Source organism: Actinospica sp. (genome assembly GCF_035552695.1).
Classification (GTDB): Bacteria; Actinomycetota; Actinomycetes; order Streptomycetales; family Catenulisporaceae; genus Actinospica.
On record NZ_DASZKT010000131.1, the window covers coordinates 11957 to 37524 of the forward strand.

The window sequence follows — 25568 nt, forward strand, 5'->3', positions numbered from 1 at the left end:
GCGGCCATGCTCGCTCAGTGACCCGCCGCGCGCCAGTCCTTGCCGACGCCCACGGAAACGTCCAGCGGAACGCGCAGCTCGTACGCTCCGGCCATCTCCGTACGCACCAGCTGCTCCACCTGCTCGCGCTCGGCGTCCACGAGCTCGAGCACGAGTTCGTCGTGCACCTGGAGCAGCAGCCGGGACCGCAGACCGGCCTCGCCGAGCGCCGCCTCCACCCGCAGCATCGCGAGCTTGATGATGTCCGCGGCGGAGCCCTGGATCGGCGCGTTGAGGGCCATCCGCTCGGCCATCTGACGTCGCGGCACGTTGGTGGACGTCAGGTCGGGGAAGTAGCGGCGGCGCCCGAGCAGGGTCTCGGTGTAGCCGGTCTGCCGCGCCTGGTCCACCACCTGGTGCAGATAGTCGCGGACCCCGCCGAAGCGCGCGAAGTAGTCCTCCATGATCTTCGTGGCCTCGGCGTTCGTGATGCCCAGGCCGTTCGCCAGCCCGTAAGCCGACTGGCCGTACGCGAGCCCGTAGGACACGGCCTTGACCCGGCGGCGCAGCTCCCCGGTCACCTCATTCGGCGACACGCCGAACACGCGGGAGGCCACCGAGCTGTGCAGGTCCTCGCCGGAGTTGAAGGCCTCGATCAGCGCCTCGTCCCCGGACAGGTGCGCCATCACGCGCATCTCGATCTGGCTGTAGTCGGCGGTGAGCAGCGAGTCGTAGCCCGGACCCGCGACGAACGCCTTGCGGATCCGCCGGCCCTCGTCCGTGCGCACCGGGATGTTCTGCAGGTTCGGATCGGTCGAGGAGAGCCGGCCGGTCGCCGCGATCATCTGGTTGAAGGAGGAGTGGATCCGGCCGTCCTCGCCGACGGTCTTGATCAGGCCCTCGACGGTGCTGCGCAGCCTGCTCACGTCCCGGTGCCGCAGGATCGCCGCCAGCGCGGCCCGCTGCTGGTCGGTCGTGGCCTTCTGCACCAGCGTCTGCAGGGCGTCGGCGTCCGTGGTGTAGCCGGTCTTGGTCTTCTTGATGCCCTTGGTCGGCAGGGCGAGCTGCTCGAACAGCACCTCCTGCAGCTGCTTCGGGGAGCCGAGGTTGAACTGGGTGCCGACCGCCGCGTGCGCCTCCTCGATGGCGTGCTTCACGTCGGCCGCGAACATCCCCTCCAGCTCGCCGAGATAGTCCCGGTCCGCGGCGATGCCGCGCCGCTCCATCCGGGCCAGCAGCTCCACCAGCGGCAGCTCCACCTCGCCGAGCAGCCGGTCCTCGCCGACCTCGGCGAGCTTGGCCTGGAGCACCGCGCCGAGATCGAGGATCGCGCGGGCCTGGGCCATCAGCTGCTCCGCGTCCTTCGCGCCGTCCGCCTCCTCGGCCAGCGACTCCAGCGAGAGCTGGCCCGTCGGCTCCTCGGCCTCGCCCAGCTCCCGGTGCAGGAACTGCCTGGCCAGGTCGGCGAGCTCGACGCCGCGCTGGCCCGGGTTCACCAGGTACCCGGCGAGCGCGGTGTCCACCGCGAGGCCCCTGAGCTCCAGGCCGCGCGCATCGAGCGCGAGCAGCGGGCCCTTCGCGTCATGCAGCACCTTCGGCCTGCTCGCGTCGCCCAGCCAGGCGCGCAGCGCGTTCTCGTCCGCGGGGTCGAGCTCGGTCGGGTTCAGCCAGGCGGCCGGTCCCTCGCCGGTCGCCAGCGCCAGCGCGGTCACGTCGCCCGTGCCCCGGCCCCAGCGGCCCTTGGCGGCCACGCCCAGCGGCTCGAGCCCGGCCGCGTGCTCGGCGAGCCACCCGGCGACCTGGCCGGTGGCCAGCAGCTGCCCGGTGATGTCCACGCCCGGACCCGCCGGCGCCGGCTGCTCGCCCTCGGCCGCGCCCACCGTCAGCCCGAAGACCTCGCCGATCCGCGGACGCAGCACCCGGAACTGCAGGGTGTCGAACAGCCGGTCCACCGCCTCCGCGTCCCCGTCGCTCCGCTCCAGGTCCGCCGGACCGCGATCCAGCTCGACCGCGCGGTCCAGCTCGGTGAGCTGCCGGTTGCGGCGCACGGCGTCCACGTTCGCGCGCAGGCTCTCGCCGACCTTGCCCTTGATCTCCTCGACGCTCTCCAGCAGCGCGTCCAGCGAGCCGTACTCGCGGATCCACTTCGACGCCGTCTTCTCCCCCACACCCGGGACGGACGGCAGGTTGTCGGACGGATCGCCGCGCAGCGCCGCGAAATCCGGGTACTGCCGCGGGGTCAGCGCGTACTTCTCCTCCACGGCCTCGGGCGTGAACCTGGTCAGGTCGCCGACGCCCTTCTTCGGGTAAAGCACCGTCACCTGATCGGTCACCAGCTGCAGCGCATCCCGGTCGCCGGTGACGATCGCCACGTCGAAGCCCTCGGCCGCCGCCTGCGTGGCGAGCGTTGCGATCAGGTCGTCCGCCTCCGAGCCCTCCTTGCGGAACACCGGCACATGCAGCGCGTCCATCAACTCGGCGATCAGATCGACCTGGCCGCGGAACAGGTCCGGCGCGGCGGCGCGCTGCGCCTTGTACTCCGGGTAGAGCGCGGTCCGCTTGAGCGCGGCGCGGGAGACGTCGAAGCACACCGCGAGATGGGTCGGCGCCTCATCCCGCACGACGTTCGCGAGCATCGACGTGAAGCCGTACACCGCGTTCGTGGACTGCTCGCCGCCCGCCACGGTGAACTTCTCCGGAGGCAGGGCGTAGTAGGCCCGGAAGGCCATGGAATGACCGTCGAGCAGAAGCAGTTTCTTCGTGGTACCGGCCCCGGCGGGCTTCGCGCTAGTCGCCATGCTTGAATCCTAGGCGCAGGCACCGACATCTTCGGGCCCGACAGACGCAACCGCCGAAAGGAGTGGCCATGAGCGAGCCCACGCTGCCCGCTGGATTCGAGAAGCTTTACGAGGCCGTGCACGACGACCGGGGGCAGCTCTCGCGCAAGCTGGGCATCGAATTCGTGGAGTTCGACACCCAACGGCTGGTCGCGACGATGCCCGTGGACGGCAACCTGCAGCCCGCCGGCCTGCTGCACGGCGGCGCCTCCGTGGCGCTCGCCGAGACCCTCGGTTCGATCGGCGCGGCGCTGCACGCGGGCCCCGACAAGCTGATCGTCGGCGTGGACATCAACGCCACCCACCACCGCGCAGCCGTCTCCGGCCGGGTCACCGGCATCGCGAGGCCGCTGCACCTCGGCCGGTCCACCGCGACCTACGAGGTCGTGATCACGGACGAGGACGGGCGCCGGGTGTGCACGTCCCGGATCACCTGCATGATCCTGGAGCCGCCGAAGGGCTGATTCGGCGGCGGTCGGTGGTGGTCTGCGGCGGTCAGCGCGCCGCGACCTCCGGCTCCTCGACCGCGAGCGCGGCGTCGGGCAGCGCGGCGGGCCGGTCCTTGCGCGTGGCGAAGTAGCTGCCGAGCAGCACGAGCGGGAAACCGATGATGATGCCCGCCGTCAGCTTCTCGCCGAGCATCGCGACGCCGCACAGCAGCGCGACGGCCGGATTCACGTACGTGATCACCGTCGCGCGCACCGCCCCCGCCTCGGCGATCAGCTCGAAGAAGCAGATGAACGCGAGGGCGGTGCAGATCACGCCGAGCCCGACGATCGAGGCGAGCACGTTGAACCTGGGCAGGTGCGCGGGCGCGTCGAAGACGCCGAACGGCAGGTAGGCCAGCGCGACGACGGTCAGCGCGACCGCGGTGACCCCGAGGCCCGGCACCTCGCTCAACCGGCGGTCGGCGATCATCGGCGCGATCGCGTACCCGATCGAGGTCAGCACGACGGCGCCGACGGCCCACGCGGGAGTGCCGCCGGAGGTCAGGTTCACGCCGACGACCACGCCGACGCCGCCGAGCCCGATCGCCAGGCCGCCCAGGCGCACCGGCCGCAGCACCGAGCGGTCCCCCAGCCGCCAGGCGATGAGCGTGCCGATCAGCGGGACCATCGCGATGAGCAGCGCGACGACGCTGCTGTTCAGCTTCTCCTCCGCCGAGTTCAGCAGGTACCAGGTGACGCCGAGCTCGATCGCGGCGAACGCGAGCACCGGCTTCCACTGCGCGAGGGCGGGACGCACCGCGCCCTGACGTATCGCGACCGGCAGCAGCAGCACCGCACCGATCGCGGTGCGCGCGAAGACCAGGAAGCCGGGCGAGACGCCGGCGTCCACCACGACCTTGATCATCAGGTACGGGATGCCCCAGATCACGCCCATCGCCGCGAACAGCAGCCACGCCCGCCGAGTCATCCGCCTACCTCTTCCGCACCCGAGTGTGCGGACTCCGTAATGCCCGCAGCACCAATGTAACGGGCACCACCGACAGGCGGATAGTACGATCTCAGCGCTGCCGACGCAGCGCGATGCGCGCGCAGACGAAGGCGAGCGGCAGCTCGACGAACACGGCGCTGCCCCAGGCCATGAGCGCGTCGGCCCCGGTCGCCGAGGTCGAGGTGTCGAACCAGGCGTCCACCAGCAGCATCGCCGCGCTCGCCCCGGCGAACGCGCCGACCCGCGGATCCCCGCTGCGCCGCAGCCAGGCCGTGGTCCCCAGCATGATCGCGAGCAGCACGTCGAAACCGGACCAGGCCATCGACCAGTTGCGCGCCACGATGTGCGCGGGCAGCGTCGCCGCGAGCACCACGATCCACGGCAGCAGCAGCACGGCGCAGCCCGCGAGCAGTCGCGTCTCCCGCTGCCGCGGCGAGCCGTTGAACAGGGATCTCATGTGACGGCCTCATTCAGTGCGGAGCGCTTTCCCAACGCTCACCACGATGCCGTCGCAGGGCTCGAAGCGAATCGCCTGCCGGGTCGATTTCGCCGCATCACCCCGTGGACCGAGTCATCCGCGCGGCCTCCCCCCGAGGGATGAGGCCGCTGGTACCGCCTGCCGAGTCGCCGACCGAATCGCGAATCGGACCGCCTGCCGAATCGCCCAGCGGATCAGAGCCCGAACTCCGAACGAAGTCCGGCCAGCCGGTACGCCAACTGGTGGTTGCCCAAGCGGTGCAGGGCCTCGCGCAGCGGCTCGAAATCGCGCCGCCGCGCGGTCGCCGCGAGCACCGGCTCCAGCGGCACGCCCGAGTCGGTCAACTGCTCCACCAGCCAGACCAGGCCCGCCGGATCGGCCCACCCCGCGTACCAGGCCAGCAGCGCGTCCGGGCAGTCCGCGGGCGCCGCGGACACCAGCAGCGCCGCGAGCCGACCGCGCTGCGCGGCGGACAACTCCGCCTGCTCGGAAAGGAAATACGCGGTCTGCTCCTCCTCCGAGCAGCCAAGCAGCGCGGGCACCAGCAGGCGCGCGACGTCCATCGACCGCACCGCGGCCGCGATCGAGGCGATGCTCCCGAACGGCCGCACCGAATACAGCCGGATGAGGACCTTGATGTCCTCCTCGGCGCCCTGTTCCGACAGCGCGTCCAGCAACGCCGCGCACGCGGCGTCCCCGGTCGCCGCGAGCCCGGTCAGCACCGGCTCCACCTCGCGGTCCCGGCCCGCTCTGCGCAGCGCCAGCAGCAGCGGCGCCGCCTCGTCCGGCCGTCCCGCCGCCACCGACACCAGCAGACCCACCGCAGAGTTCGAATGCCCGCGCTTGCGCAGCAGAGCGCTGTACCGCAGCACCGTCGCCACCGGCTTGTTCCGCGCCGCCGCGGTGAACGCGTACACCGCCAACTCGGACCGCCGCCCCGCATTCAGATAAGCGGCCAGCGACTCCAACTCACCCTCAGAAGTCTGATATTTCGCGAGCACCGCGTCCAGGAAGTAATAGGCCAAGTCCGCAACACCGGCCGTCATCAGAGCGCTGGCTGCATACGCCGTCGAAGAAGGATGCGGCCCGCACGTCTCCACCATTTCGTGGAATATCTCCTCGGCCGCACCAACCGCCCCGGAAGCCATCATCTGCCCCAGCAGCGACGCGGCGCGGTCCACCGGCAGCGTCGTGGCAACCAGATGCGCGACGCGGCGATACAGCTCGTAGGACTCCGCGACAAAGCCCTCATTCTCGTACTGCTCGGCCAAAGCGAGCACCTTGTGCCCTGACCAGTAAGTGGTATCCGGCAATGGCGGCACTTGCATCAACTACCCTGCCTTCGTCCCGCGACAGACGACGATCCCCCAAAGAAAACATGGCGACTCGGGCGCGTTTCTATCACGGAAACCACAGGAGTGGAAGAGGGGGCGAACACGCAGAGCGGGGCCCCGGCGACTCTACGCCGCCGGGGCCCCGCCTCGAGCTCATCGAGCACTTACACCGGAGGCGTCAGTGCGAGGGAAGCTCCGCGACCGAGGTGGTGTCGATGGCGAGATCGATCTTCTCCTTGGTCAGCGACACCGCCTGCGCCCAGTAGTAGATCACCAGGCTGAAGACGGTCACCACGAGGATGTCCGACCACCAGGCGTGGATGACCGGACTCTTGAACGCGAAGCTGTGCCCAGGGCCGAAGTCGCTCATCCAGTCGATTGCGCCCATGCCCACCAGGTACACCGGCAGCCAGCCCGCCGCCTTCAGGTCCAGGATGAGCGAGGTCGGATTGAGCTTGAACACCTGTGTAACGATCAGGATCACGTAGCCGAGCAGGATCGCGATGCCCAGGCCCTCCAAGGTCGGCCAGCCCGACCAGAAGATGACCAGGTTCGCCACCACGAAGGCCAGCGGAGCGATCACCGCACCGCCCGCGAGGCGGAAGGGCCGCTCCCAGTCGGGCAGCTTGGACCGGAACACGCCGAAGGCCAGCGGAGCGCCCGCATACATGAGCACACTCGCCGAGGTGATGAAGCCGACGAAGTTGTTCCAGTTCGAGTAGTTGATGAAGCAGGCGCAGCCGACGACGAAGGCGGTGAGCAGACCCACCCACGGCAGGCCGTTCTTGTTGAGCCTGCCCGCGCCCTTCGGCCAGTAGCCGTTCTTGTCCATCGCGATGCTGTAGCGCGAGGTGGCCGTCGTGTAGATGACGCCGGTGCCGAACGGCGAGATGACCGCGTCGATGAACAGGATCTTCGCCAGCCAGCCGAGGCCCACCAGCGTCGTGATGCCCGCCCAGGGGCCGGAGATCCCCGGGAAGTTCAGGTTCGCCCAGAGGTGCGGGATGTTCGCGACCGGGATCGCGCCGATGAAGAACACCTGCAGCAGGATGTAGATCGCGGCGCCGATCAGGATCGAGAGGATCGTCGCCAGCGGGATGTCCCGCTTCGGGTTCGAGGACTCGCCGCCGAGCTGGATCGCCTGCTCGAAACCGAGCAGCGAGAAGATGATGCCGGAGCCGCTGACCGCTCCGAACACGCCCTCGATCCCGTGCGGCATGAAGCCGTCGCCCGCGGAGAAGTTCGAGGGGTGGAAGTGCGTCACCGCGACGATCAGGATCGTCGCCAGCGGAATCGCGATCTTCCACCACATGATGACGTTGCTCACCTGAGCCAGCGTCTTGATACCGATGAAGTTCATCGCGACGAAGACGGCCATCAGCAGAATCGCCACCACGTACCCCCAGCCGTGCAGGGTGCCGCTGGCCGTGGTCCAGTTCGAGGCGAACGAGTAGTGGCCGGTGTAGCTCAGCGTCGCCTCGACCTCGATCGGCGCCACCGACGCCGCCTGCAGCCAGGCGAACCAGCCGAAGGACGCACCCGCCGCGCCACCGAAGGCATAGTGCGCGAATCGGGCCGAACCACCGGCAACCGGGAACATTCCACCGAGTTCGGCGTGCACCAGAGCCAGAATGATGATGGCGAGCGAACCGATACCCCAGGCGATGATCGCCGCGGGACCGGCTGTCACCAGAGCCCGCTCGGCCCCCTTGAGCCATCCCGAACCGATGATCGACGTCTCCGAAGCCCATAGCAGGCCGATCAGGCCCACGTTCCGCTTCAGATGATTGCTAACCCCGGCGGTGGCCGGAGTGGTCTCTGCTGCCATTCGGAATCCTTCACTCACGTCAGGCGACGGATCGGGTTTACGGGCCGTCAGCACGGCCGACATGTTGGCCCATGCTAGAGACTCGTTTGCAGCGTGAGAAGACTGTGCATGCTGCGATTTGGTAAACCTCCGTGCTTGGGCGCGCGAAGGCATCCACGCAGGTAGCTACCCAAGTGGATCAGATACTGATCTTGCCGATCTCATCTGACGGCCCGTGAATGAGGCCTTTCACCAGCCGGGAGCGACCGTTTACCGCATTCCCGCACCGAAAAGCGTTTCCCGAAGCGCGGACACTCCGGCACCGAATTCCACATAGCTCCGATACCGCGCATGCCGGACCCATTACGGAATGCAAGCATACGGATACACAGGGCATGCAAAGACTACGGCCGCCCGCTCGCGTGTCGCGAACGGGCGGCCCGGCCGACTCCGTCGGCCACGGCGCTGCTGCCGTCTTGCCGGCGCGCTGCCGCCCGCCGCCGGCGCGACTGCCACGGCGCCCCGTGCCTGCGGCCGACTTCTAGCTTCGACCTACTCCTACTGCGGCGTGGACGCCGGCGAGGTCCCGTCGACGACGGCCTGCGCCACCTCGCGCATCGTCAGCCGCCGGTCCATCGAGGTCTTCTGGATCCAGCGGAACGCCGCCGGCTCCGTCATCCCCAGCTGCGCCTGAAGCAGACCCTTGGCACGGTCCACGATCTTCCGCGTCTCGAAGCGCAACTGCAGGTCCGCGACCTCGTTCTCCAGCGCGCGCAGCTCGTCGTACCGCGAGGTCGCCATCTCGATCGCCGGCACCAGGTCGGCCTTCGAGAACGGCTTGACCAGGTACGCCATCGCCCCGGCGTCCCGCGCCCGCTCCACCAGCTCGCGCTGCGAGAAGGCGGTGAGCATCAGCACCGGCGCGATCTTCGCCTCGCCGATCTGCTCGGCGGCCGAGATCCCGTCGAGCACCGGCATCTTCACGTCCAGGATCACGAGGTCCGGACGCAGTTCCTCGGCGAGCTTCACGGCCTCAGCCCCGTCCCCCGCCTGCCCGACGACCTCGTACCCCTCCTCCGCCAGCATTTCGGCCAGGTCCATGCGGATCAGCGCCTCGTCCTCGGCGATCACCACGCGCTTGCGCGGCTGGTTGCTGTCCTCGGCGGTCATCTTCGGCCCCTTTTGCTGCTGACTGTCGCGACTGTCGTAAGCCACCAGCCTAGACGACCGCCAAACCCCCCCGCACCGCCGGTCCGCGATGCGGTATGCTCGACCCCAGGTTTTGAGCAACCATGGGAACCGCAGGACAATAAAACACCAGGTCAACGCATAAGCCCCGGTAGCCCAATTGGTAGTAGGCAGCGGATTCAAGTCCCGCACAGTGTCGGTTCGAGTCCGACCCGGGGTACATATAAAATGACGATTCGCCATTTCCAGTGAATTAGCATTGTTATCATTGCGCAGGCCCGTGGGCTGCGCAGACGCTCGGTGCATGCCAGTTCTCGCACACTCGCTCGAAACCCGCGCCAAGGCCGTCACCATGCTGCGCGACGGCGTCACCAATGCCGAGGTGGCGCGAATATTCGGAGTCCCGTCGGGGACCATCGGCCATTGGAAGCACGAAGACCGCCGAAGATCAGGAACATTGCCCGGCAGACTGCGCTCTCGCTGCCCACGTTGCGAACCTGGCGCGGTGCAGCTCGATCGCAGAGAATACTCGTACCTGCTGGGCCTTTACCTCGGTGATGGCTGCATCAGCGACGGAGCTGCGATGCGGCGGAAGGGCGTGTACTTCCTCAACATCGCCTGCGCTGATGCATGGCCGGGTCTCATGGACGAGTGCGAGGCAGCGATGCGCGCCGTCATGCCGCACAACAGCGTCAACCGCGTGCAGAAACCGGGAATGCACGAAGTGAAGGCCTACTCCAAGCACTGGCCGTGCTTGTTTCCGCAGCACGGGCCGGGCAGGAAACATGAACGTGCGATCGTACTCGAGCCCTGGCAGCAGGCGATCGTGGACGAGTTCCCTCAGGAGTTCGTTAGAGGGCTCATCCACTCGGACGGGTGTCGCGTCTACAACGTCGCCGTACGCACACGCAACGGGAAGACGACGCGCTGCTACTACTCGCGGTACCACTTCACGAACGAGAGCTCACACATCAGGGATCTGTTCACGGGCACGCTCGACAAGCTCGGAGTCGAGTGGCGGTACAACCGGCGTAACTGCGTATCGATAGCACGGCGTGAGTCGGTGCGGCGGCTTGACGAGTTCGTGGGGCCCAAGCACTGAGCCGGGGACGAGGACGGCGGGCGGGCCGGAGGCCGCGCCCGCCGAAGCGTCGCAGTTGGAGCTGCTTTGATCAGGCCTTGCGGTAGGCCGGGGCCGCGCCGGTGACGGCGTCGCCGACGCGGTGGACGCGGACGGCGTTGGTGGAGCCAGGGATTCCGGGCGGGGAGCCGGCGGTGATGATGATCAGGTCGCCGGGCTTGCAGCGGCCGAGCTCGAGCAGCGCGTGGTCCACCTGGAGCACCATGGCGTCGGTGCTGTCGACCATCTCGCCGATGAAGGTCTCCACGCCCCAGGTCAGCGCCAGCTGGGAGCGCACGATCGGCTCGGGGGTGAACGCGAGCACCGGGATCGGCGAGCGGTAGCGGGCGAGGCGGCGGGCGGTGTCGCCGCTCTTGGTGAACGCGACCAGGAAGGTGGCCGAGAGGTAGTCGCCGAGCTCGGCGGCGGCCCTCGCGACGGCGCCGCCCTTGGTGCGCGGCTTGGAGATCGCCTGCGGCAGGCCCTTGGCCATGACCTCGTTCTCCACGGCACAGATGATCTTGGCCATGGTCTGCACGGTCTCGACCGGGTAGTCGCCGACGCTCGTCTCCGCGGAGAGCATCACCGCGTCGGCGCCGTCGAAGATGGCGTTGGCCACGTCGCTGGCCTCGGCGCGGGTCGGCCGGCTCGCGGTGATCATCGAGTCGAGCATCTGGGTCGCCACGATGACCGGCTTGGCGTTCCTGCGGCACATCGTGACGAGCTTCTTCTGCACCAGCGGGACCTGCTCGAGCGGCATCTCCACGCCGAGGTCGCCGCGGGCGACCATGATGCCGTCGAAGGCGTCGACGATCTCGTCGAGGTTGTCCACCGCCTGCGGCTTCTCCACCTTGGCGATGACCGGCAGGCGCACGCCGACCTCGTCCATCACCGCGTGCACGTCGTCGATGTCCTTGGCGCTGCGCACGAAGGAGAGCGCGATCATGTCGGCGCGCAGGCTGACGTCGTTCTCGCCGAGGGCCCAGCGCAGGTCGGCGATGTCCTTCTCGCTGAGCGCGGGCACCGAGACGGCCACGCCCGGCAGGTTGATGCCCTTGTTGTTGGAGAGCTTGCCGCCCTCGACGGTGCGGCACTTGACCCGCGGCCCGTCGACCTCGACGACCTCCATCGCGACGCGGCCGTCGTCGATCAGGATGCGGTCGCCGGGCTTGCAGTCGCCGGCGAGGCCCTTGTACGTGGTGGAGCAGATCTTCTGGTCGCCGGGGACGTCCTCGGTGGTGATGGTGAACTCGTCGCCCCGCTCGACCGTGACCGGCCCCTCGGCGAACTTGCCGAGGCGGATCTTCGGGCCCTGCAGGTCGACGAGCACGCCCACCGCGCGCCCAGCCTCGTCGGCCGCCTTGCGGACGTTGAAATATCGCTCTTCATGCTCGGCGTAGGACCCGTGCGAGAGGTTGAGCCTGGCGATGTCGAGGCCGGCCGCCACCAGGGCCGACAACTGCTCTTGAGAGCCGGCCGAGGGGCCGAGTGTACAGACGATCTTCGCGCGACGCATATGAGCGACCCTATCCCTTACCCATAAGTAACAATGCCCAATCCAGGGACTCGAAGCGCCGGACGGGAGCGCGCACCACCAGTCCGGTACCCCTCATCCTAACCACACCAGCCAGGGGCGACTTCATCGGAAGTCGCCCCTGACGAAACGGTGTACAGCGCTCGAATTGAGGGTGGATCAGACGAGCAGCTGACGCGTGGTGGGTTCGATGGGGGACGCGAGGTTGGAGTTGCCGCCGAGGTAGCGGTCGACGGTGGCCGCCGCGGACCGGCCCTCGGCGATCGCCCAGACGATGAGCGACTGGCCGCGGCCGGCGTCTCCGGCGGCGAACACGTTCGGCACGTTGGTGCGGAACTCGGCGTCGCGGCGGATGTTGCCGCGCTCGTCGAGCTCGAGGCCGAGCTGGCCGACGAGGCCGTTGTCCTGCTCGGGCCCGGTGAAGCCCATGGCGAGCAGGACGAGGTCCGCGGGGATCTCGCGCTCGGTGCCGGGCACGGGCTCGAAGCGTCCGTTCTCGAACTTCACTTCGGAGAGTCGAAGAGCCTTGACGTTGCCGTGCTCGTCGGCGACGAACTCGGTCGTGCTGGACGCGTAGACCCGCTCGCCGTTCTCCTCGTGTGCCGAGGAGACCCGGTAGGTCATCGGGTACGTCGGCCACGGCTGGCCGGCCGGACGCTCCTGCGGCGGCTCCGGCATGATCTCGAGCTGGGTGACCGAGGCCGCGCCCTGCCGGGTGGCGGTGCCGAGGCAGTCCGCGCCGGTGTCGCCGCCGCCGATGACGATGACGTGCTTGCCCTTGGCGTGGATCGGCGGGGTGACGAAGTCGCCCTCGGAGGACTTGTTCGACAGCGGCAGGTACTCCATCGCCTGGTGGATTCCGGCGAATTCGCGGCCGGGCACGGGCAGGTCCCGCGCCTTCGTCGCGCCGACGGCGAGCACCACGGCGTCGTAGCGGTCGCGGATCTGCGAGGCGAGGATGTCCTGTCCGACGGCGACGCCGGTGCGGAACTTGGTGCCCTCGGCGCGCATCTGCTCGATCCGGCGGTTGAGGTGCCGCTTCTCCATCTTGAACTCGGGGATGCCGTAGCGCAGCAGGCCGCCGATGCGGTCGGCGCGCTCGTACACGGCCACGGTGTGGCCGGCCCGGGTCAGCTGCTGGGCCGCCGCCAGGCCCGCGGGTCCGGAGCCGATGACGGCGACGGTCTTGCCGCTGTGCCGCTCGATCTCCGCGGGCTTGACCAGGCCGGCGTCCCAGGCCTTGTCGATGATCGAGACCTCGACGTTCTTGATGGTCACCGCGGGCTGGTTGATGGCGAGCACGCAGGCGGTCTCGCAGGGCGCCGGGCACAGCCGTCCGGTGAACTCGGGGAAGTTGTTGGTCGCGTGCAGCCGCTCGATGGCCTCGGCCCAGTCCTCGCGCCAGACCAGGTCGTTCCACTCGGGGATGAGGTTGCCGAGCGGGCAGCCGTTGTGGCAGAAGGGGATGCCGCAGTCCATGCAGCGTCCGGCCTGCTTCACGATGATGGGCAGCAGCGCGCGCTGCGGGTAGACCTCTTTCCAGTCCTTGACGCGCTCGGCGACCGGGCGCCGCTCGGGGTGCTGGACGGGGGTCGTGATGAAACCGCGCGGGTCAGCCATGTGCGGCCTCCATGATCTTGTCCATGGTCTCCTGCTCGGACAGGCCCGCGCGCTGCGCGGCGGCCCGAGTGCCGAGAACCTGCTTGTAGTCGGTCGGCATGATCTTGGCGAAGCGGGCGATCGAGCCCGCCCAGTCGGCCAGCAGGACGGCGGCGGCCTGGGAGCCGGTCTCCTCGAAGTGCCGCTTGACGGCGTTGTGCAGGAAGGTGCGGTCGTCGGCGTCGAGGGCCTCGACGTTGACGAGTTCCGGGTTGACCCGGGCGACCTTGAGGTCGAGCACGAACGCGATGCCGCCGGACATGCCCGCGGCGATGTTCCGGCCGTGCTCGCCGAGGATGACGACGCGGCCGCCGGTCATGTACTCGAGCGCGTGGTCGCCGACGCCCTCGACGACGAAGGTGGCGCCGGAGTTGCGGACGGCGAAGCGCTCGCCGACGGTGCCGGAGATGTAGATCTCGCCGCTGGTCGCGCCGTAGCCGATGACGTTGCCCGCGATGATGTTCTTCGCGGCGTCGAAGGTGGCCTCGCGCGGCGGGCGGACGACGACGCGGCCGCCGGACAGGCCCTTGCCGACGTAGTCGTTCGCGTCGCCCTCGAGCCGCAGCGTGATGCCGCGGGGCAGGAAGGCGCCGAGGGACTGGCCCGCGGAGCCGGTGAGCGTGATGTCGATCGTGTCGTCGGCCAGGCCCGCGCCGCCGTACTTCTTCGTCACCTCGTGACCGAGCATCGTGCCGACCGTGCGGTTGACGTTGCGCACCGGCAGCTGGACCCGGACCGGAGTGCCGTCGTCGATCGCGTCCTTCGCGAGCTCGATGAGCTGGTTGTCGAGCGCCTTGACGAGGCCGTGGTCCTGGACCGTGGTGCGGTGCCGCGGCGCGTCGGCGGGCAGTTCGGGCACGTGGAAGATCGGGGCCAGGTCGAGGCCCGCGGCCTTCCAGTGCTCGACGGCCTTGGCGGTGTCGAGGTGCTCGACCCGGCCGACGGCCTCCTCGATGCTGCGGAAGCCGAGCTCGGCGAGCAGTTCGCGCACCTCCTCCGCGATGAACTCGAAGAAGTTGACCACGAACTCGGGCCTGCCGGTGAACCGGGCGCGCAGCTCGGGGTTCTGGGTGGCGACGCCGACCGGGCAGGTGTCGAGGTGGCACACGCGCATCATCACGCAGCCGGAGACGACGAGCGGGGCGGTGGCGAAGCCGAACTCCTCGGCGCCGAGCAGCGCGGCGATGACCACGTCGCGGCCGGTCTTGAGCTGGCCGTCGGTCTGCACCACGATGCGGTCGCGCAGGCCGTTGAGCAGCAGGGTCTGCTGGGTCTCGGCGAGGCCGAGCTCCCAGGGGCCGCCGGCGTGCTTGAGCGAGGTGAGCGGCGCGGCGCCGGTGCCGCCGTCGTGGCCCGAGATGAGCACGACGTCGGCGTGGGCCTTGGAGACGCCGGCCGCGACGGTGCCGACGCCGACCTCGGAGACCAACTTCACGTGCACTCGCGCCGCCGGGTTGGCGTTCTTGAGGTCGTGGATGAGCTGGGCGAGGTCCTCGATCGAGTAGATGTCGTGGTGCGGCGGCGGCGAGATGAGGCCGACGCCGGGGGTGGAGTGCCGGGTGCGGGCGATCCAGGGGTAGATCTTGTTTCCCGGCAGCTGGCCGCCTTCGCCGGGCTTGGCGCCCTGGGCCATCTTGATCTGCAGGTCGTCGGCGTTGGTGAGGTACTCGGAGGTGACGCCGAAGCGGCCGGAGGCGATCTGCTTGATCGCCGAGCGGCGCGCGGGGTCGTGCAGCCGCTCCGGGTCCTCGCCGCCCTCGCCGGTGTTGGACTTGGCGCCGATGGAGTTCATCGCGATGGCGAGGGTCTGGTGCGCCTCGAGCGAGATGGAGCCGTAGGACATGGCTCCGGTGGAGAAGCGCTTGACGATCTCGCTGACCGGCTCGACCTCGTCGATCGGGATCGGGCCGCGTCCGGCGGCGTCGAAGGCGAACAGGCCGCGCAGCGTCATCAGCCGCTGGGACTGCTCGTTCACCCGCGACGTGTACTGCTTGAAGATGTCGTAGCGGCGGTTGCGGGTGGAGTGCTGGAGCCGGAAGACGGTCTCCGGGTCGAACAGGTGCGGCTCGCCCTCGCGGCGCCACTGGTACTCGCCGCCGATCTCGAGGCGGCGGTGCGAGGCGCGGTTGACGCCGCGCGGGTAGGCGCGGGCGTGCCGGGCGGCGACCTCGGCGGCGATCTCGTCGAGTCCGATGCCGCCGAGCTTGGAGGCGGCGCCGGTGAAGTAGGTCTCGACGAGCGCCTGGCTCAGGCCCACGGCCTCGAAGACCTGGGCGCCGCGGTACGAGGCGACGGTGGAGATGCCCATCTTGGACATGACCTTGAGTACGCCCTTGCCGAGCGCCTTGATCAGGTTCCTGATGGCCTTCTCGGCGGGCACGTGCACGAAGGTGCCGGAGTTGGCCAGGTCCTCGACCGTCTCCATGGCGAGGTACGGGTTGACCGCGGCGGCGCCGAAGCCGATGAGCAGCGCGACGTGGTGCACCTCGCGCACGTCGCCGGCCTCGATCAGCAGCGAGGTGTGGGTGCGGGTCTTCTCCCGGATCATGTGGTGGTGCACCGACGAGGTGAGCAGCAGCGACGGGATCGGCGCCTGCTCGGCGTCGGAGTGCCGGTCGGAGAGCACGATGATGCGCGCCCCGTCGGCTATCGCCCCGGAGACCTCGGAGTTGATCTCGGCGAGCCGCTCGCGCAGCGCCGTGCCGCCGCCCGCGGCCCGGTACAGGCCGGAGATGGTGACGGCCTTCAGGCCCGGCAGGTCGCCGTCGGCGTTGATGTGGATGAGCTTGGCCAGCTCGTCGTTGTCGATCACCGGGAACGGCAGCTGGACCTGACGGCAGGCGGCCGGGGTGGTGTCGAGCAGGTTTTCCTCGGGGCCGATGGTGGTGGCCAGGGAGGTGACGAGCTCCTCCCGGATGGAGTCCAGCGGCGGGTTGGTGACCTGCGCGAACAGCTGGGTGAAGTAGTCGAACAGCAGCCGCGGGCGCTGCGAGAGCACGGCGAGCGGGGTGTCCGAGCCCATCGAGCCGATCGGCTCGGCGCCGGCCTTGGCCATCGGGGCGAGTAGGACGCGCAGCTCCTCCTCGGTGTAGCCGAAGGTCTGCTGGCGGCGCACCACCGAGGCGTGCGTGTGCACGATGTGCTCGCGCTCGGGCAGGTCGCCGAGCTTGATCAGGCCGGCGTGCAGCCAGTCCTGGTAGGGCTGCTCGGCGGCGAGCTCGGCCTTGATCTCCTCGTCCTCGACGATGCGGTGCTGGGCGGTGTCCACCAGGAACATCCGGCCGGGCCGCAGCCGGCCCTTGCGCACGACCTTGGCCTGGTCGAGGTCGAGCACGCCGACCTCGGAGGCGAGCACGACGAGGCCGTCGGAGGTGACCCAGTAGCGGGAGGGGCGCAGGCCGTTGCGGTCGAGGACGGCGCCGATCAGGGTGCCGTCGGTGAAGGTGATCGAGGCCGGGCCGTCCCAAGGCTCCATCTTGCAGCCGTTGTACTGGTAGAAGGCCCGCTTGACCGGGTCCATCTCGGTGTGGTTCTCCCACGCCTCGGGGACCATCATCAGCACCGCGTGCGGCAGCGGCCGTCCGGCCAGGTGCATCAGTTCGAGCACCTCGTCGAAACTCGCGGAGTCGGAGCCGGACGGGGTGACGATCGGGAAGACGCGGTCCAGCGGACCCTGGATGGCGTCGGTCGCGAGTTGGGATTCGCGGGCGCGCATCCAGTTCTTGTTTCCCTGCACGGTGTTGATCTCGCCGTTGTGCGCGATGAAGCGGTACGGGTGGGCGAGCGGCCAGGCGGGGAAGGTGTTCGTGGAGAAGCGCGAGTGGATCAGTGCGATGGCACTGGTGAAGGCGGGGTTGGACAGGTCGGTGAAGAAGGGCTCGAGCTGTCCGGTGGTGAGCATTCCCTTGTAGACGATGGTGCGCGCGGAGAGCGAGGGGAAGTAGGACTCGGTCTCGTGCTCGACGCGCTTGCGCAGCACGAATGCCAAGCGGTCGAGTTCAATGCCCTGCTCTCCGGCGCCGCCGGCGACGAACAGCTGGCGGAAGCGCGGCATGACGGCGCGGGCGGTGTTGCCGAGCAGGTCCGGGGTCACCGGCACGTCGCGCCAGCCCAGGACCGTGAGGCCCTCCTCGGCGGCCACCCGGGCGACGGCGGAGCGGGCGGCCGCCTCGGCCTCGTCGGTGTCCGGGATGAAGGCGAGGCCGACGGCGTAGCCGCCGCGCTCGGGCAGCGGGAAGTCGACCGCGCTGCGCAGGAAGGCGTCCGGGACCTGCACCAGGATGCCCGCGCCGTCGCCGGAGTCGGGCTCGGCGCCGGAGGCGCCGCGGTGCTCGAGATTGCGCAGGGCGGTGAGGGCCTGGTCCACGATCCGGTGGCTGGGCTCACCGGTGAGGGTGGCTACGAAGGCGACCCCGCAAGCGTCCTTCTCGGCGCGCGGGTCGTAAAGACCCTGCGCCCGAGGCAGAGCGCCGAAGAGTGCGCCGGCTTGGGGGGACGATGAAGCCATCGGGTCCTCCGTGTCGTCTGTGTGGGCCGCAACGTAAATGTGCGCACGAGGGACGACTCTGGCCCTGCCGCGGTGAAACCAGAGGTTACACGATGGGTCGAGATTCCGTCATGAGGGCATACTGCGTCTCACTATATGGACGGCACTTCTCTGACCTGCGGATGGCGCGCGCTACACCCTGTTTTCCCCGCGTTGCGCGACTTTCACTCGTCCAGCCTATGACTCATGTCACAGCGGTGTGAACGGCAAGAGGCCGTCTCCAGTCCTGGAGACGGCCCCCCGAGCCTTCGCCCGCGCTCGACCTGCGGTTATTCGCGCTGTTCCGGCGCGACCGAGGCGGCGGACCCGGTTTCCGATTCAGCAGGTGTCTCAGCATCCGGATGATCTTCGGTGGAGATCCCGGCCTCACCCGCCTCAGCGGGCTCTTCGGAATCCGTCGCGAGCGCCGCGTCCGGCCCGTAGGGCTTGAAATGCGGCCAGTAGAGCTCCTCCCCGGTCTCCTTGCCGGGTTGGCGCCGCTGCGAGATCAGGAAGAAGGCCAGCGCGCCAAGGAAGCAGATAATTGATACCCAGTCATTGACGCGCAGCCCCAAGAAGTGGTGCGCGTAGTCGCTGCGCAGGTGCTCGATCCAGCCGCGGCCGACCGTGTATCCCATGACGTACAAGGCGAACAGCCGGCCGTGGCCGAGGCTGAACCGGCGATCGGCCCACAGCAGCAGCACGCAGACGAGTACGTCCCAGATCACCTCGTACAGGAAGGTGGGCTGGAAGTAGCCGAGCACCGTCGTCGTCCCGGGAACACCGGAGCAGGGGACCGCGACCCGCGTTCCGCTGGTGGCCATGCAGTGGATCGTCAGACCCCAGGGCTTGGAGGTCGGATCGCCGTAGAGCTCGTTGTTGAACCAGTTGCCCCAGCGCCCCATGGCCTGCGCGAGCACGATGCCCGGAGCGACCGCGTCGGCGTACGGCGGCAGCCGCACGCCCCGGCGCCGGGCGCCGATCCAGGCGCCGAGCCCGCCGAGCGCGATCGCGCCCCAGATGCCGAGGCCGCCGTCCCACACGTAGAACACCCGCACCCAGTCCTGGCCGCGCGGGAAGTAGAGCTCGGGGTCGGTGATCACGTGGTAGAGCCGGCCGCCGACCAGGCCGAAGGGCACCGCCCAGATCGCGATGTCGGTGATGATGTGCGGCTCGCCGCCCTTGGCCCGCCACCGGCGCTCGCCGAGGTACACCGCGATGGCGATGCCGGCGATGATGCACAGGGCGTAGAAGCGGATCGGGAACGGCCCGAGTTTTATCTCGGCCGTCGTCGGGCTGGGCAGATACGCCAGGGGCGTGGTCTTCATGACTTACTCGCACTCGGGCTCGAAGTGGCAGACGCCGAGGCGGAAGCCGAAGCGCTCGCGGTCGCTGAAGCGGTGCCGGTGCCGGTCGCGGAGGCCGAGGTCGAGGCCTTGGTCGACGCGGACGACTTGGCCGACGGCGTGCTCGAGGACGAGAACGCGTGGGTGGTGAGAACGAGGGTCAGCACGACGCCGACGAAGACGACTCCGGCGATCGGTCCGTAGATCGCGAGGCGCCGGTTGCGCTTCGTCCGGTACTCCGCCTCGGCCTGCGTTATGGCGGCCCGCTCCCGGGCCAGTTCCTTGCCGATCCGATTCCGCCTGCTCATCGCGTCGTCATCCGCTCCAGTCGTCGGGACGGGCGCGGCCTACCCGAGGGGACCGCCACCCGACGCAGAATCCTAATCACGCGGAAGGACGACCGGACAGGCCGGTCGCCCCTTCTCGGTGAATTCTCGGCAAGGCGTGATCTCTTCGTGACCTCGGCCTGCTTCAGCCCGCCGCCGAGATGGCCTTGTTCAGCGCCGCGGTGAAGGCGGCCTGCTGCACGGACGCGCTCTGCGAGGTCAGGTTGTAGCGGGTGCCGTTGATCAGGTAATCCGGGGTGGACACGTTCCCGCTCTCGGCGGTGTTGAGCGCGTTGTAGTTCTTGACGACCCAGGGCTGGTACCTGCCGGAGTTCACGCACGACTCAAAGGTCGAACCGTCCAGGCCGGAGACCTGTTTCGCGTAGGAGATCAGCAGCGAGTTCGAGGAGAACGCGTCGTCCGACTCGTCCGGTTGATTCGCGTAGAGAATGTCGTGGTACGCCTTGAACTTCGCGTTGCCCACGTTCTGCGCGCAGGCCGCCGCGTTGCCCGCCTGGATCGAACCGGTGCCGCCGGAGTTCTGGTCGATCAGGTTCACGATGTGGTACTTGACGACGATCTTCCCGGCGTCGGCGTCGGCGGTGTAGATCGGGTTGAACATCGACTCCGCCTCCTTGCAGAACGGGCAGCGGAAGTCCTCGTAGATCGTCAGCGTCACCTTGGCGTTCTGGTCGCTGCCGAAGGGGATCGCCAGGCCGCTGTCCACGGTGCCGGACGGGAAGACCAGCGGACCGTTCGCGGCCGAGGAGTTCGTCTGGTTCACGTGGTGCTGCACGCCGATGCCGATGCCCACGGCGGCGGCGATCACGATGACGACCAGGCCGCCGATCAGGTATTGCCGCTTGCGGCGGGCCTTCGCCTGTTCCTCGGCGTACGCGGCCGCGGCCCGGTCGCGCGCCTGGGACCGCTTTCTCGACTCCGATGCCATGGCGAACATCGTGCCACAGGCATTACTCCAAGCGAGTCACCACACGCGGAGAGTGATGGTACGTCAGACCGCGAGCGCCTCGTCCGCGGAGAACTTCGAGCGCGGCTTCCACAGCAGCCAGAGCGCCGGGAGCATGAAGAGCACGTCGCGCAGCACGTCGAGGGTGTAGCGGGTCTGGCCTTCGGCGACCTGGCCGCCGCCACCGCCGCAGCCGCAGCTGATCGAGATGCCGCGAGCGCCGAGCGAGATGATGCCGCCGATGTAGACGAGCAGCATGATCACGGAGAGCAGCGCGACCAGTCGCGTGCCGAGCCCGATGATCAGCAGCAGGCCGAGGGCGAGCTCTACATAGGGCTGCCCGTAGGCGAACGGCGTGACCAGGCTGGACGGCAGGATCTGGAAGTCGCGCACGTCCGCGATGTTCTGCGTGGGCTGGGTCAGCTTCGGCAGGCTGTAGTAGAGCCAGATCGCGCCGAGCAGCAGCCGGGCGAGCAGCGAGATCCACGAGCTCCGGGCATCCAGGAGGGAGAACCTGCTCGGCATGAGGTCGAATCCTCCTGGATGCCCCGTCAGACGACTACAACGAGTCGTCAGTATGTCACGGACGGACAGCGCGAACGCCCTCCGCCAGCTCGCGCGCCAGGTCGCGGACGGCGGCCAGGCCGCTCGGCTCGTCCGGCGCCTCGAGCAGCCTGCGCACGAAGGCGGAGCCGACGATCACACCGTCGGCGAAGCGCGCGACCTCGGCCGCCTGGACCCCGTTCGAGACGCCGAGCCCGACACAGACCGGCAGGCTCCCCGCCGCCTTGCGGGTGCGCTCGACCAGGCCCTCGGCGTTGCCGCTGACGGCGTCGCGGGTGCCGGTCACGCCCATCAGCGAGGCCGCGTAGACGAAGCCGCGGCACACGCCCGTGGTCAGCGAGATCCGCTCCGGCGTCGAGGTCTGCGCCACGAGGAACACCCGGTCGAGCGAGTGCGCGTCGGCCGCCGCGATCCACTCGTCGGCCTCCTCCGGGATCAGGTCGGGCAGGATCGTGCCCGCTCCCCCGGCCGCGGCGAGCTGCTTGGCGAAGCGGTCGCAGCCGAAGCGCTCGATCGGATTCCAGTAGGACATGACCAGGGTCGGCGCGCCGGTGGCGGCCACGCCCTCGACGACCCGCAGCACGTCCAGCGTGTTGACGCCGGCGTCCAGCGCGACCTGCACGGCCCGCTGGATGACCGGGCCGTCCATCTGCGGGTCCGAATACGGAAGGCCGACCTCGATGATGTCGACGCCGCCCTCGATCATCGCCTGGCACGCGGCGATCGAGCCCTCGACGCTCGGGTAGCCGGCCGGGAGGTAGCCGATCAGGGCGGCACGGTTCTCGGCCTTGGCGGCGGCGAGCACCTCAGAGAGCTTGCTCACGGCTCAGACCTCCATACCGAAGTAGGTCGCGGCGGTGTGCATGTCCTTGTCGCCGCGGCCGGACAGGTTCACGATGATGACCGGCTCGCGGCCCAGCTCCTCGCGCAGCTTCGGGGCGATGCGCACCGCGCCGGCCACGGCGTGCGCGGACTCGATGGCCGGGATGATGCCCTCGGTGCGGCACAGCAGCTTGAAGGCGTCCATCGCCTCGGCGTCCGTGACCGGCTGGTAGGTCGCGCGGCCGGTGTCGTGCAGCCAGGCGTGCTCGGGGCCGACGCCGGGATAGTCGAGACCCGCGGAGATCGAGTGGCTCGGCAGGGTCTGGCCGTACTCGTCCTGGAGGATGTAGGTGCGCGCGCCGTGCAGCACGCCGACCGCTCCCCCGGTGATCGAGGCGGCGTGCAGGCCGGTCTCGACGCCGGAGCCGCCGGCCTCGAAGCCGAACAGCCGCACCGACTCGTCGGGCAGGAACGCGTGGAACACGCCGATCGCGTTCGATCCGCCGCCGACGCACGCGGCCACCGCGTCCGGCAGCGCGCCGGTCATCTCCTGCACCTGGGTGCGGGCCTCGACGCCGATGATCCGGGCGAAGTCGCGGACGATCGAGGGGAACGGGTGCGGACCGGCGGCCGTGCCGAACAGGTAGTTCGTGTGCTCGACGTTGGTCACCCAGTCGCGGATCGCCTCGTTGATCGCGTCCTTGAGGGTGCGCGAGCCGGTGGCGACGGGCACGACCTCGGCGCCCAGCATCCGCATCCGGGCCACGTTCAGGGCCTGCCGCCGGGTGTCCTCCTCGCCCATGTAGACGACGCATTCGAGGTCGAAGATCGCCGCGGCGGTCGCGGAGGCGACGCCGTGCTGGCCGGCTCCGGTCTCCGCGATGACCCGCTTCTTGCCCATCCGCCTGGTGAGCAGGGCCTGGCCGAGCACGTTGTTGATCTTGTGCGAGCCGGTGTGGTTGAGGTCCTCGCGCTTGAGCAGGATCCGGGCGCCCGCGTGCGCGGACAGCCGCTTGGCCTCGGTGAGCAGCGAGGGACGGTTGGCGTAGGTGCGCAGCCAGTGGGTGAGCTCGGCCTGGAACTCCGGGTCGTTCTTGGACTTCTGGTAGGCCTCGGTGAGCTCGGCGAGGGCGGCCATCAGCGCCTCGGGCATGAAGCGGCCGCCGAGCTTGCCGTAGTGCCCGGCGGCGTCGGGCTGCGGCGAGAGATGGGCGTACGACGCGGCGAAGAAGGCGTCGGAAAAGACATTGGCGTCCGTCATCGGACTTCGTCTCCTGATGAAGGTGAGTGAGCTATTTCGATCGAAACAGGCGCGCGGGACTAGGCCGCAGCGACGACCAGCCATCGCCGGCCCGCGGGCGCGTGGCGCCACCACGGACGCCGACGGGCGGCCGCGCGCGGGGAGGTCGATGCACTCACGGAACTCATCCTAGCGGGAAGCGCGGCGGCTATCGGCCGCGGCGCATCGCCGGGTGCGCGCCGGCGGCGACCAGATCGGCGACGCAGGAGCGCGGGTCCCGGCCGGTGACCAGCGACTCGCCGACCAGGACAGCGTCGGCGCCGGCGTTGGCGTAGGCGATCAGGTCGTGCGGGCCGCGCACGCCGGACTCGGCCACCCGCACGATCGCGTCGGGGATGTGCGGGGCGAGCCGGGCGAAGGTGTCCCGGTCCACCTTGAGCGTCTTCAGGTCGCGCGCGTTCACGCCGATGATCTTCGCCCCGGCGTCGACCGCCCGCTCGATCTCCTGCTCGTCGTGCACCTCGACGAGCGGGGTCAGGCCGATGGACTCGGCCCGCTCGATCAGCGAGACCAGCGCGTCCTGGTCCAGCGCGGCCACGATCAGCAGCGCCAGGTCGGCGCCGCACGCGCGGGCCTCCCACAGCTGGTAGCTGGAGACGATGAAGTCCTTGCGCAGCACCGGGATGTCGACCCGGGCGCGTACGTCCTTGAGGTCCTGCAGCGAGCCGCCGAAGCGCCGCTGCTCGGTCAGCACGCTGATGACGCTGGCGCCGCCGAGCTCGTAGTCGGCGGCCAGGCCGGCCGGGTCGGCGATCGCGGCCAGCGCGCCCTTGGACGGGCTTGACCGCTTGACCTCGGCGATCACCGCCACGCCCTCGCCGCGCAGCGCCCGCACGCCGTCCTTCGCCGAGGGCTGGGTTCGCGCGCGGGTCTTGAGGTCATCCAGGGAGGTGACCTCCTGGCGTGCGGCGAGGTCGACGCGGACACCCTCGATGATCTCCTCGAGCACGTTCATCGCTCCGCTACCGTCCCCTCAGATCCGCAGGCCACACACGGCGCCGTCTTGCCCTGCCATGCTATCGGCCTTGCGCCGCGCACGCTGCCAAGATCCACGTCGCGGACCGGGTGCGGCGGCCTTCGAACACGCATCCGCCCCGGTCACGGCACGATTGACACCGTGCTCGGAAACGGGGCGGCCGACCGGATCAGGGGGCCTCGGGAGGCCTCAGGAGGCGGCGCGGGCCTCGGTGGCCCTCGCCTTGGCGGCGGCCCAGTCGTCGTTGGTCTTGGCGCCCATGCCCGCGGCGTTCATCGCCAGGTTCGCGATGACCGCGACGACCTGCAGCACGCCGCCGGCCACGACCAGCGCCCAGATGCCGAACGGGAAGGCGATGCCGCCGATCAGCCAGCCGAGGATGGAGATGGCCGCGGCGGTCCAGCGGGCCGGGGCGTAGCCGTGGTCCGCGTGCGGCTCGGTGTGCGCCACGGACGAGCCCAGCATGGACATGCCGACAAGCGCCGCCTTGCCGGCGACCCCGGCCGCCTTGGACGGGCCCTTCTGGACCTGGGTCTCCTCGATCACCTCGGACATGACGTGCTGACTCCTAAAAGTCGAAAGGTATGACTGGCCACCATTCTCCCCCATGCCCCGGCGTGACCCACAACCAGGGGGCCCGGTGGAGACGGATCTCACGTCGGCTGGTCGGCCTTCGGCTGCGCGTCGAGCTCCTCGAGTTCGGTGAGGTCGCTGCCGCGGCCCTGCGCGTCCCACAGGTCGCGCGCGGTGACCTTGCCCGCGGGTTTGGCCGCCGCGGCCCGCGTGGCCGGGGCCTCGTAGCGGCTGCCGAGGCCGGACCAGGCACGGCCGCGCGCGAGCGTGTAGATCCCGGCGGCGCAGAGGATCACGCCGCCGAGGATCGTCAGGTACGGCCACAGGTTGTTGTCGATATTGACGATCTTGGTGGTGGAGCCGAGCCCCTGCGCGCCGGCCTGCGCGTGCAGCGCCTCGTCCAGCCGGCTGAGCCGGTCGGCGACGGCGTACACGGTGCCCGCGCCGGCCAGCGCCAGCACCGCGCCGACCAGGTAGCGCCCGATCCTGCGCACGGCGAACAGGGCGAGCGCGCCCGCGAGCCCGGCCAGGCCGAGCGCGTACGGCACGCCGGTCAGCTGCGAGCCGGTCGCGGTGACCTTGAAGGTGATCGGCTGGGTGACGTCGCCGTGCGCCCAGCCGCGGCCGATGGTGAGCAACACGACGCCCGCGCCCACGGCGGCGAGCAGCGCGGCGAGCGTCTTCGCCCTCGTGGCCCTGCGCGCAGGGCGAACGCGCTCCTGCTCGGTGACCTCGGCGGGGGTGGTCTGCACGACTGCCATGGCCCCATCCTCGCAAACGTGGTTCCGCGATCACC

The 25568-nt window shown here is 69.5% G+C and carries 20 protein-coding genes and 1 tRNA gene; 3 read left to right on the forward strand and 18 right to left on the reverse strand.

All coding sequences use genetic code 11. The features are described 5' to 3' along the window. Positions 1 to 14: 14 nt before the first annotated feature. The gene (polA, locus tag VG296_RS16445; RefSeq protein WP_325566607.1) at positions 15 to 2777 is read right to left on the reverse strand and encodes a DNA polymerase I; all 2763 of its coding nucleotides are present in this window, start codon (positions 2775 to 2777) and stop codon (positions 15 to 17) included. A 68-nt stretch (positions 2778 to 2845) separates the two neighbouring features. On the opposite strand from polA, the gene VG296_RS16450 reads away from it, so the two are divergent. Then, complete coding sequence (locus VG296_RS16450; protein WP_325566608.1) at positions 2846 to 3280, forward strand: hotdog fold thioesterase; 435 nt, start codon at positions 2846 to 2848, stop codon at positions 3278 to 3280. A 31-nt stretch (positions 3281 to 3311) separates the two neighbouring features. Here VG296_RS16450 and VG296_RS16455 read toward each other — a convergent pair whose 3' ends face one another. The 5 genes from VG296_RS16455 to VG296_RS16475 form a co-directional block, all read right to left on the reverse strand. Next, on the reverse strand, positions 3312 to 4232 hold the full coding sequence (locus tag VG296_RS16455; protein WP_325566609.1) for a DMT family transporter: 921 nt from the start codon (positions 4230 to 4232) through the stop codon (positions 3312 to 3314). A 91-nt stretch (positions 4233 to 4323) separates the two neighbouring features. Continuing rightward, a complete protein-coding gene (locus tag VG296_RS16460; RefSeq protein ID WP_325566610.1) occupies positions 4324 to 4710 on the reverse strand; it encodes a hypothetical protein in 387 nt (128 codons plus the stop codon). 215 nt (positions 4711 to 4925) lie between these two features. After that, entirely contained in the window at positions 4926 to 6062 is a 1137-nt protein-coding gene (locus VG296_RS16465; RefSeq protein WP_325566611.1) for a hypothetical protein, read from the reverse strand. 181 nt (positions 6063 to 6243) lie between these two features. After that, on the reverse strand, positions 6244 to 7893 hold the full coding sequence (locus VG296_RS16470) for an APC family permease (protein WP_325566612.1): 1650 nt from the start codon (positions 7891 to 7893) through the stop codon (positions 6244 to 6246). A 537-nt stretch (positions 7894 to 8430) separates the two neighbouring features. Beyond that, positions 8431 to 9042 carry an ANTAR domain-containing response regulator gene (locus tag VG296_RS16475; RefSeq protein WP_325566613.1) on the reverse strand — a complete coding sequence of 204 codons (612 nt, stop codon included), beginning with the start codon at positions 9040 to 9042 and terminating at the stop codon, positions 8431 to 8433. A gap of 163 nt (positions 9043 to 9205) precedes the next feature. On the opposite strand from VG296_RS16475, the gene VG296_RS16480 reads away from it, so the two are divergent. Next, positions 9206 to 9280, forward strand: a tRNA-Leu gene (locus VG296_RS16480). Positions 9281 to 9364: 84 nt separating this feature from the next. After that, positions 9365 to 10162 (forward strand): helix-turn-helix domain-containing protein, encoded by a 798-nt coding sequence (locus tag VG296_RS16485; RefSeq protein WP_325566614.1) that lies wholly within the window; start codon positions 9365 to 9367, stop codon positions 10160 to 10162. 70 nt (positions 10163 to 10232) lie between these two features. Here VG296_RS16485 and pyk read toward each other — a convergent pair whose 3' ends face one another. The 12 genes from pyk to VG296_RS16545 form a co-directional block, all read right to left on the reverse strand. Further along, positions 10233 to 11696, reverse strand: coding sequence for a pyruvate kinase (gene pyk, locus VG296_RS16490; protein WP_325566615.1), 1464 nt, complete (start codon positions 11694 to 11696; stop codon positions 10233 to 10235). A 177-nt stretch (positions 11697 to 11873) separates the two neighbouring features. Beyond that, positions 11874 to 13334, reverse strand: a complete 1461-nt coding sequence (locus VG296_RS16495; protein WP_325566616.1) for a glutamate synthase subunit beta — start codon at positions 13332 to 13334, stop codon at positions 11874 to 11876. Next, positions 13327 to 17880: a glutamate synthase large subunit gene (gene gltB, locus VG296_RS16500; protein WP_325566617.1), complete on the reverse strand. Its 4554-nt coding sequence runs from the start codon at positions 17878 to 17880 to the stop codon at positions 13327 to 13329. Before gltB ends, VG296_RS16495 begins: the two co-directional genes overlap by 8 nt. 308 nt (positions 17881 to 18188) lie before the next feature. Next, entirely contained in the window at positions 18189 to 19226 is a 1038-nt protein-coding gene (gene lgt, locus VG296_RS16505) for a prolipoprotein diacylglyceryl transferase (RefSeq protein WP_325566618.1), read from the reverse strand. Next, the gene (locus tag VG296_RS16510; protein ID WP_325566619.1) at positions 19223 to 19552 is read right to left on the reverse strand and encodes a hypothetical protein; all 330 of its coding nucleotides are present in this window, start codon (positions 19550 to 19552) and stop codon (positions 19223 to 19225) included. Before VG296_RS16510 ends, lgt begins: the two co-directional genes overlap by 4 nt. A 163-nt stretch (positions 19553 to 19715) precedes the next feature. Then, positions 19716 to 20519, reverse strand: a complete 804-nt coding sequence (locus tag VG296_RS16515) for a DsbA family protein (RefSeq protein ID WP_325566620.1) — start codon at positions 20517 to 20519, stop codon at positions 19716 to 19718. Positions 20520 to 20582: 63 nt separating this feature from the next. After that, the gene (locus VG296_RS16520; protein ID WP_325566621.1) at positions 20583 to 21062 is read right to left on the reverse strand and encodes a MauE/DoxX family redox-associated membrane protein; all 480 of its coding nucleotides are present in this window, start codon (positions 21060 to 21062) and stop codon (positions 20583 to 20585) included. 55 nt (positions 21063 to 21117) lie between these two features. Then, on the reverse strand, positions 21118 to 21924 hold the full coding sequence (gene trpA / locus VG296_RS16525; RefSeq protein WP_325566622.1) for a tryptophan synthase subunit alpha: 807 nt from the start codon (positions 21922 to 21924) through the stop codon (positions 21118 to 21120). A gap of 3 nt (positions 21925 to 21927) precedes the next feature. Then, positions 21928 to 23184 carry a tryptophan synthase subunit beta gene (gene trpB / locus VG296_RS16530; protein ID WP_325566623.1) on the reverse strand — a complete coding sequence of 419 codons (1257 nt, stop codon included), beginning with the start codon at positions 23182 to 23184 and terminating at the stop codon, positions 21928 to 21930. 187 nt (positions 23185 to 23371) lie between these two features. Next, entirely contained in the window at positions 23372 to 24178 is an 807-nt protein-coding gene (gene trpC, locus VG296_RS16535) for an indole-3-glycerol phosphate synthase TrpC (protein WP_325566624.1), read from the reverse strand. A gap of 210 nt (positions 24179 to 24388) precedes the next feature. Next, positions 24389 to 24754 carry an HGxxPAAW family protein gene (locus tag VG296_RS16540; protein WP_325566625.1) on the reverse strand — a complete coding sequence of 122 codons (366 nt, stop codon included), beginning with the start codon at positions 24752 to 24754 and terminating at the stop codon, positions 24389 to 24391. A gap of 98 nt (positions 24755 to 24852) precedes the next feature. After that, positions 24853 to 25533 carry a Trp biosynthesis-associated membrane protein gene (locus tag VG296_RS16545; RefSeq protein WP_325566626.1) on the reverse strand — a complete coding sequence of 227 codons (681 nt, stop codon included), beginning with the start codon at positions 25531 to 25533 and terminating at the stop codon, positions 24853 to 24855. Positions 25534 to 25568 lie beyond the last annotated feature (35 nt).

Excerpts from the sequence above, each read along its gene's own strand:
- polA (WP_325566607.1), bottom strand. The coding sequence starts at position 2,777 with ATGGCGACTAGCGCGAAGCCCGCCGGGGCCGGTACCACGAAGAAACTG.
- VG296_RS16450 (WP_325566608.1), top strand. The coding sequence starts at position 2,846 with ATGAGCGAGCCCACGCTGCCCGCTGGATTCGAGAAGCTTTACGAGGCC.
- VG296_RS16455 (WP_325566609.1), bottom strand. The coding sequence starts at position 4,232 with ATGACTCGGCGGGCGTGGCTGCTGTTCGCGGCGATGGGCGTGATCTGG.
- VG296_RS16460 (WP_325566610.1), bottom strand. The coding sequence starts at position 4,710 with ATGAGATCCCTGTTCAACGGCTCGCCGCGGCAGCGGGAGACGCGACTG.
- VG296_RS16470 (WP_325566612.1), bottom strand. The coding sequence starts at position 7,893 with ATGGCAGCAGAGACCACTCCGGCCACCGCCGGGGTTAGCAATCATCTG.
- VG296_RS16475 (WP_325566613.1), bottom strand. The coding sequence starts at position 9,042 with ATGACCGCCGAGGACAGCAACCAGCCGCGCAAGCGCGTGGTGATCGCC.
- VG296_RS16485 (WP_325566614.1), top strand. The coding sequence starts at position 9,365 with ATGCCAGTTCTCGCACACTCGCTCGAAACCCGCGCCAAGGCCGTCACC.
- pyk (WP_325566615.1), bottom strand. The coding sequence starts at position 11,696 with ATGCGTCGCGCGAAGATCGTCTGTACACTCGGCCCCTCGGCCGGCTCT.
- VG296_RS16495 (WP_325566616.1), bottom strand. The coding sequence starts at position 13,334 with ATGGCTGACCCGCGCGGTTTCATCACGACCCCCGTCCAGCACCCCGAG.
- gltB (WP_325566617.1), bottom strand. The coding sequence starts at position 17,880 with ATGGCTTCATCGTCCCCCCAAGCCGGCGCACTCTTCGGCGCTCTGCCT.
- lgt (WP_325566618.1), bottom strand. The coding sequence starts at position 19,226 with ATGAAGACCACGCCCCTGGCGTATCTGCCCAGCCCGACGACGGCCGAG.
- VG296_RS16510 (WP_325566619.1), bottom strand. The coding sequence starts at position 19,552 with ATGAGCAGGCGGAATCGGATCGGCAAGGAACTGGCCCGGGAGCGGGCC.
- VG296_RS16515 (WP_325566620.1), bottom strand. The coding sequence starts at position 20,519 with ATGGCATCGGAGTCGAGAAAGCGGTCCCAGGCGCGCGACCGGGCCGCG.
- VG296_RS16520 (WP_325566621.1), bottom strand. The coding sequence starts at position 21,062 with ATGCCGAGCAGGTTCTCCCTCCTGGATGCCCGGAGCTCGTGGATCTCG.
- trpB (WP_325566623.1), bottom strand. The coding sequence starts at position 23,184 with ATGACGGACGCCAATGTCTTTTCCGACGCCTTCTTCGCCGCGTCGTAC.
- trpC (WP_325566624.1), bottom strand. The coding sequence starts at position 24,178 with ATGAACGTGCTCGAGGAGATCATCGAGGGTGTCCGCGTCGACCTCGCC.
- VG296_RS16540 (WP_325566625.1), bottom strand. The coding sequence starts at position 24,754 with ATGTCCGAGGTGATCGAGGAGACCCAGGTCCAGAAGGGCCCGTCCAAG.
- VG296_RS16545 (WP_325566626.1), bottom strand. The coding sequence starts at position 25,533 with ATGGCAGTCGTGCAGACCACCCCCGCCGAGGTCACCGAGCAGGAGCGC.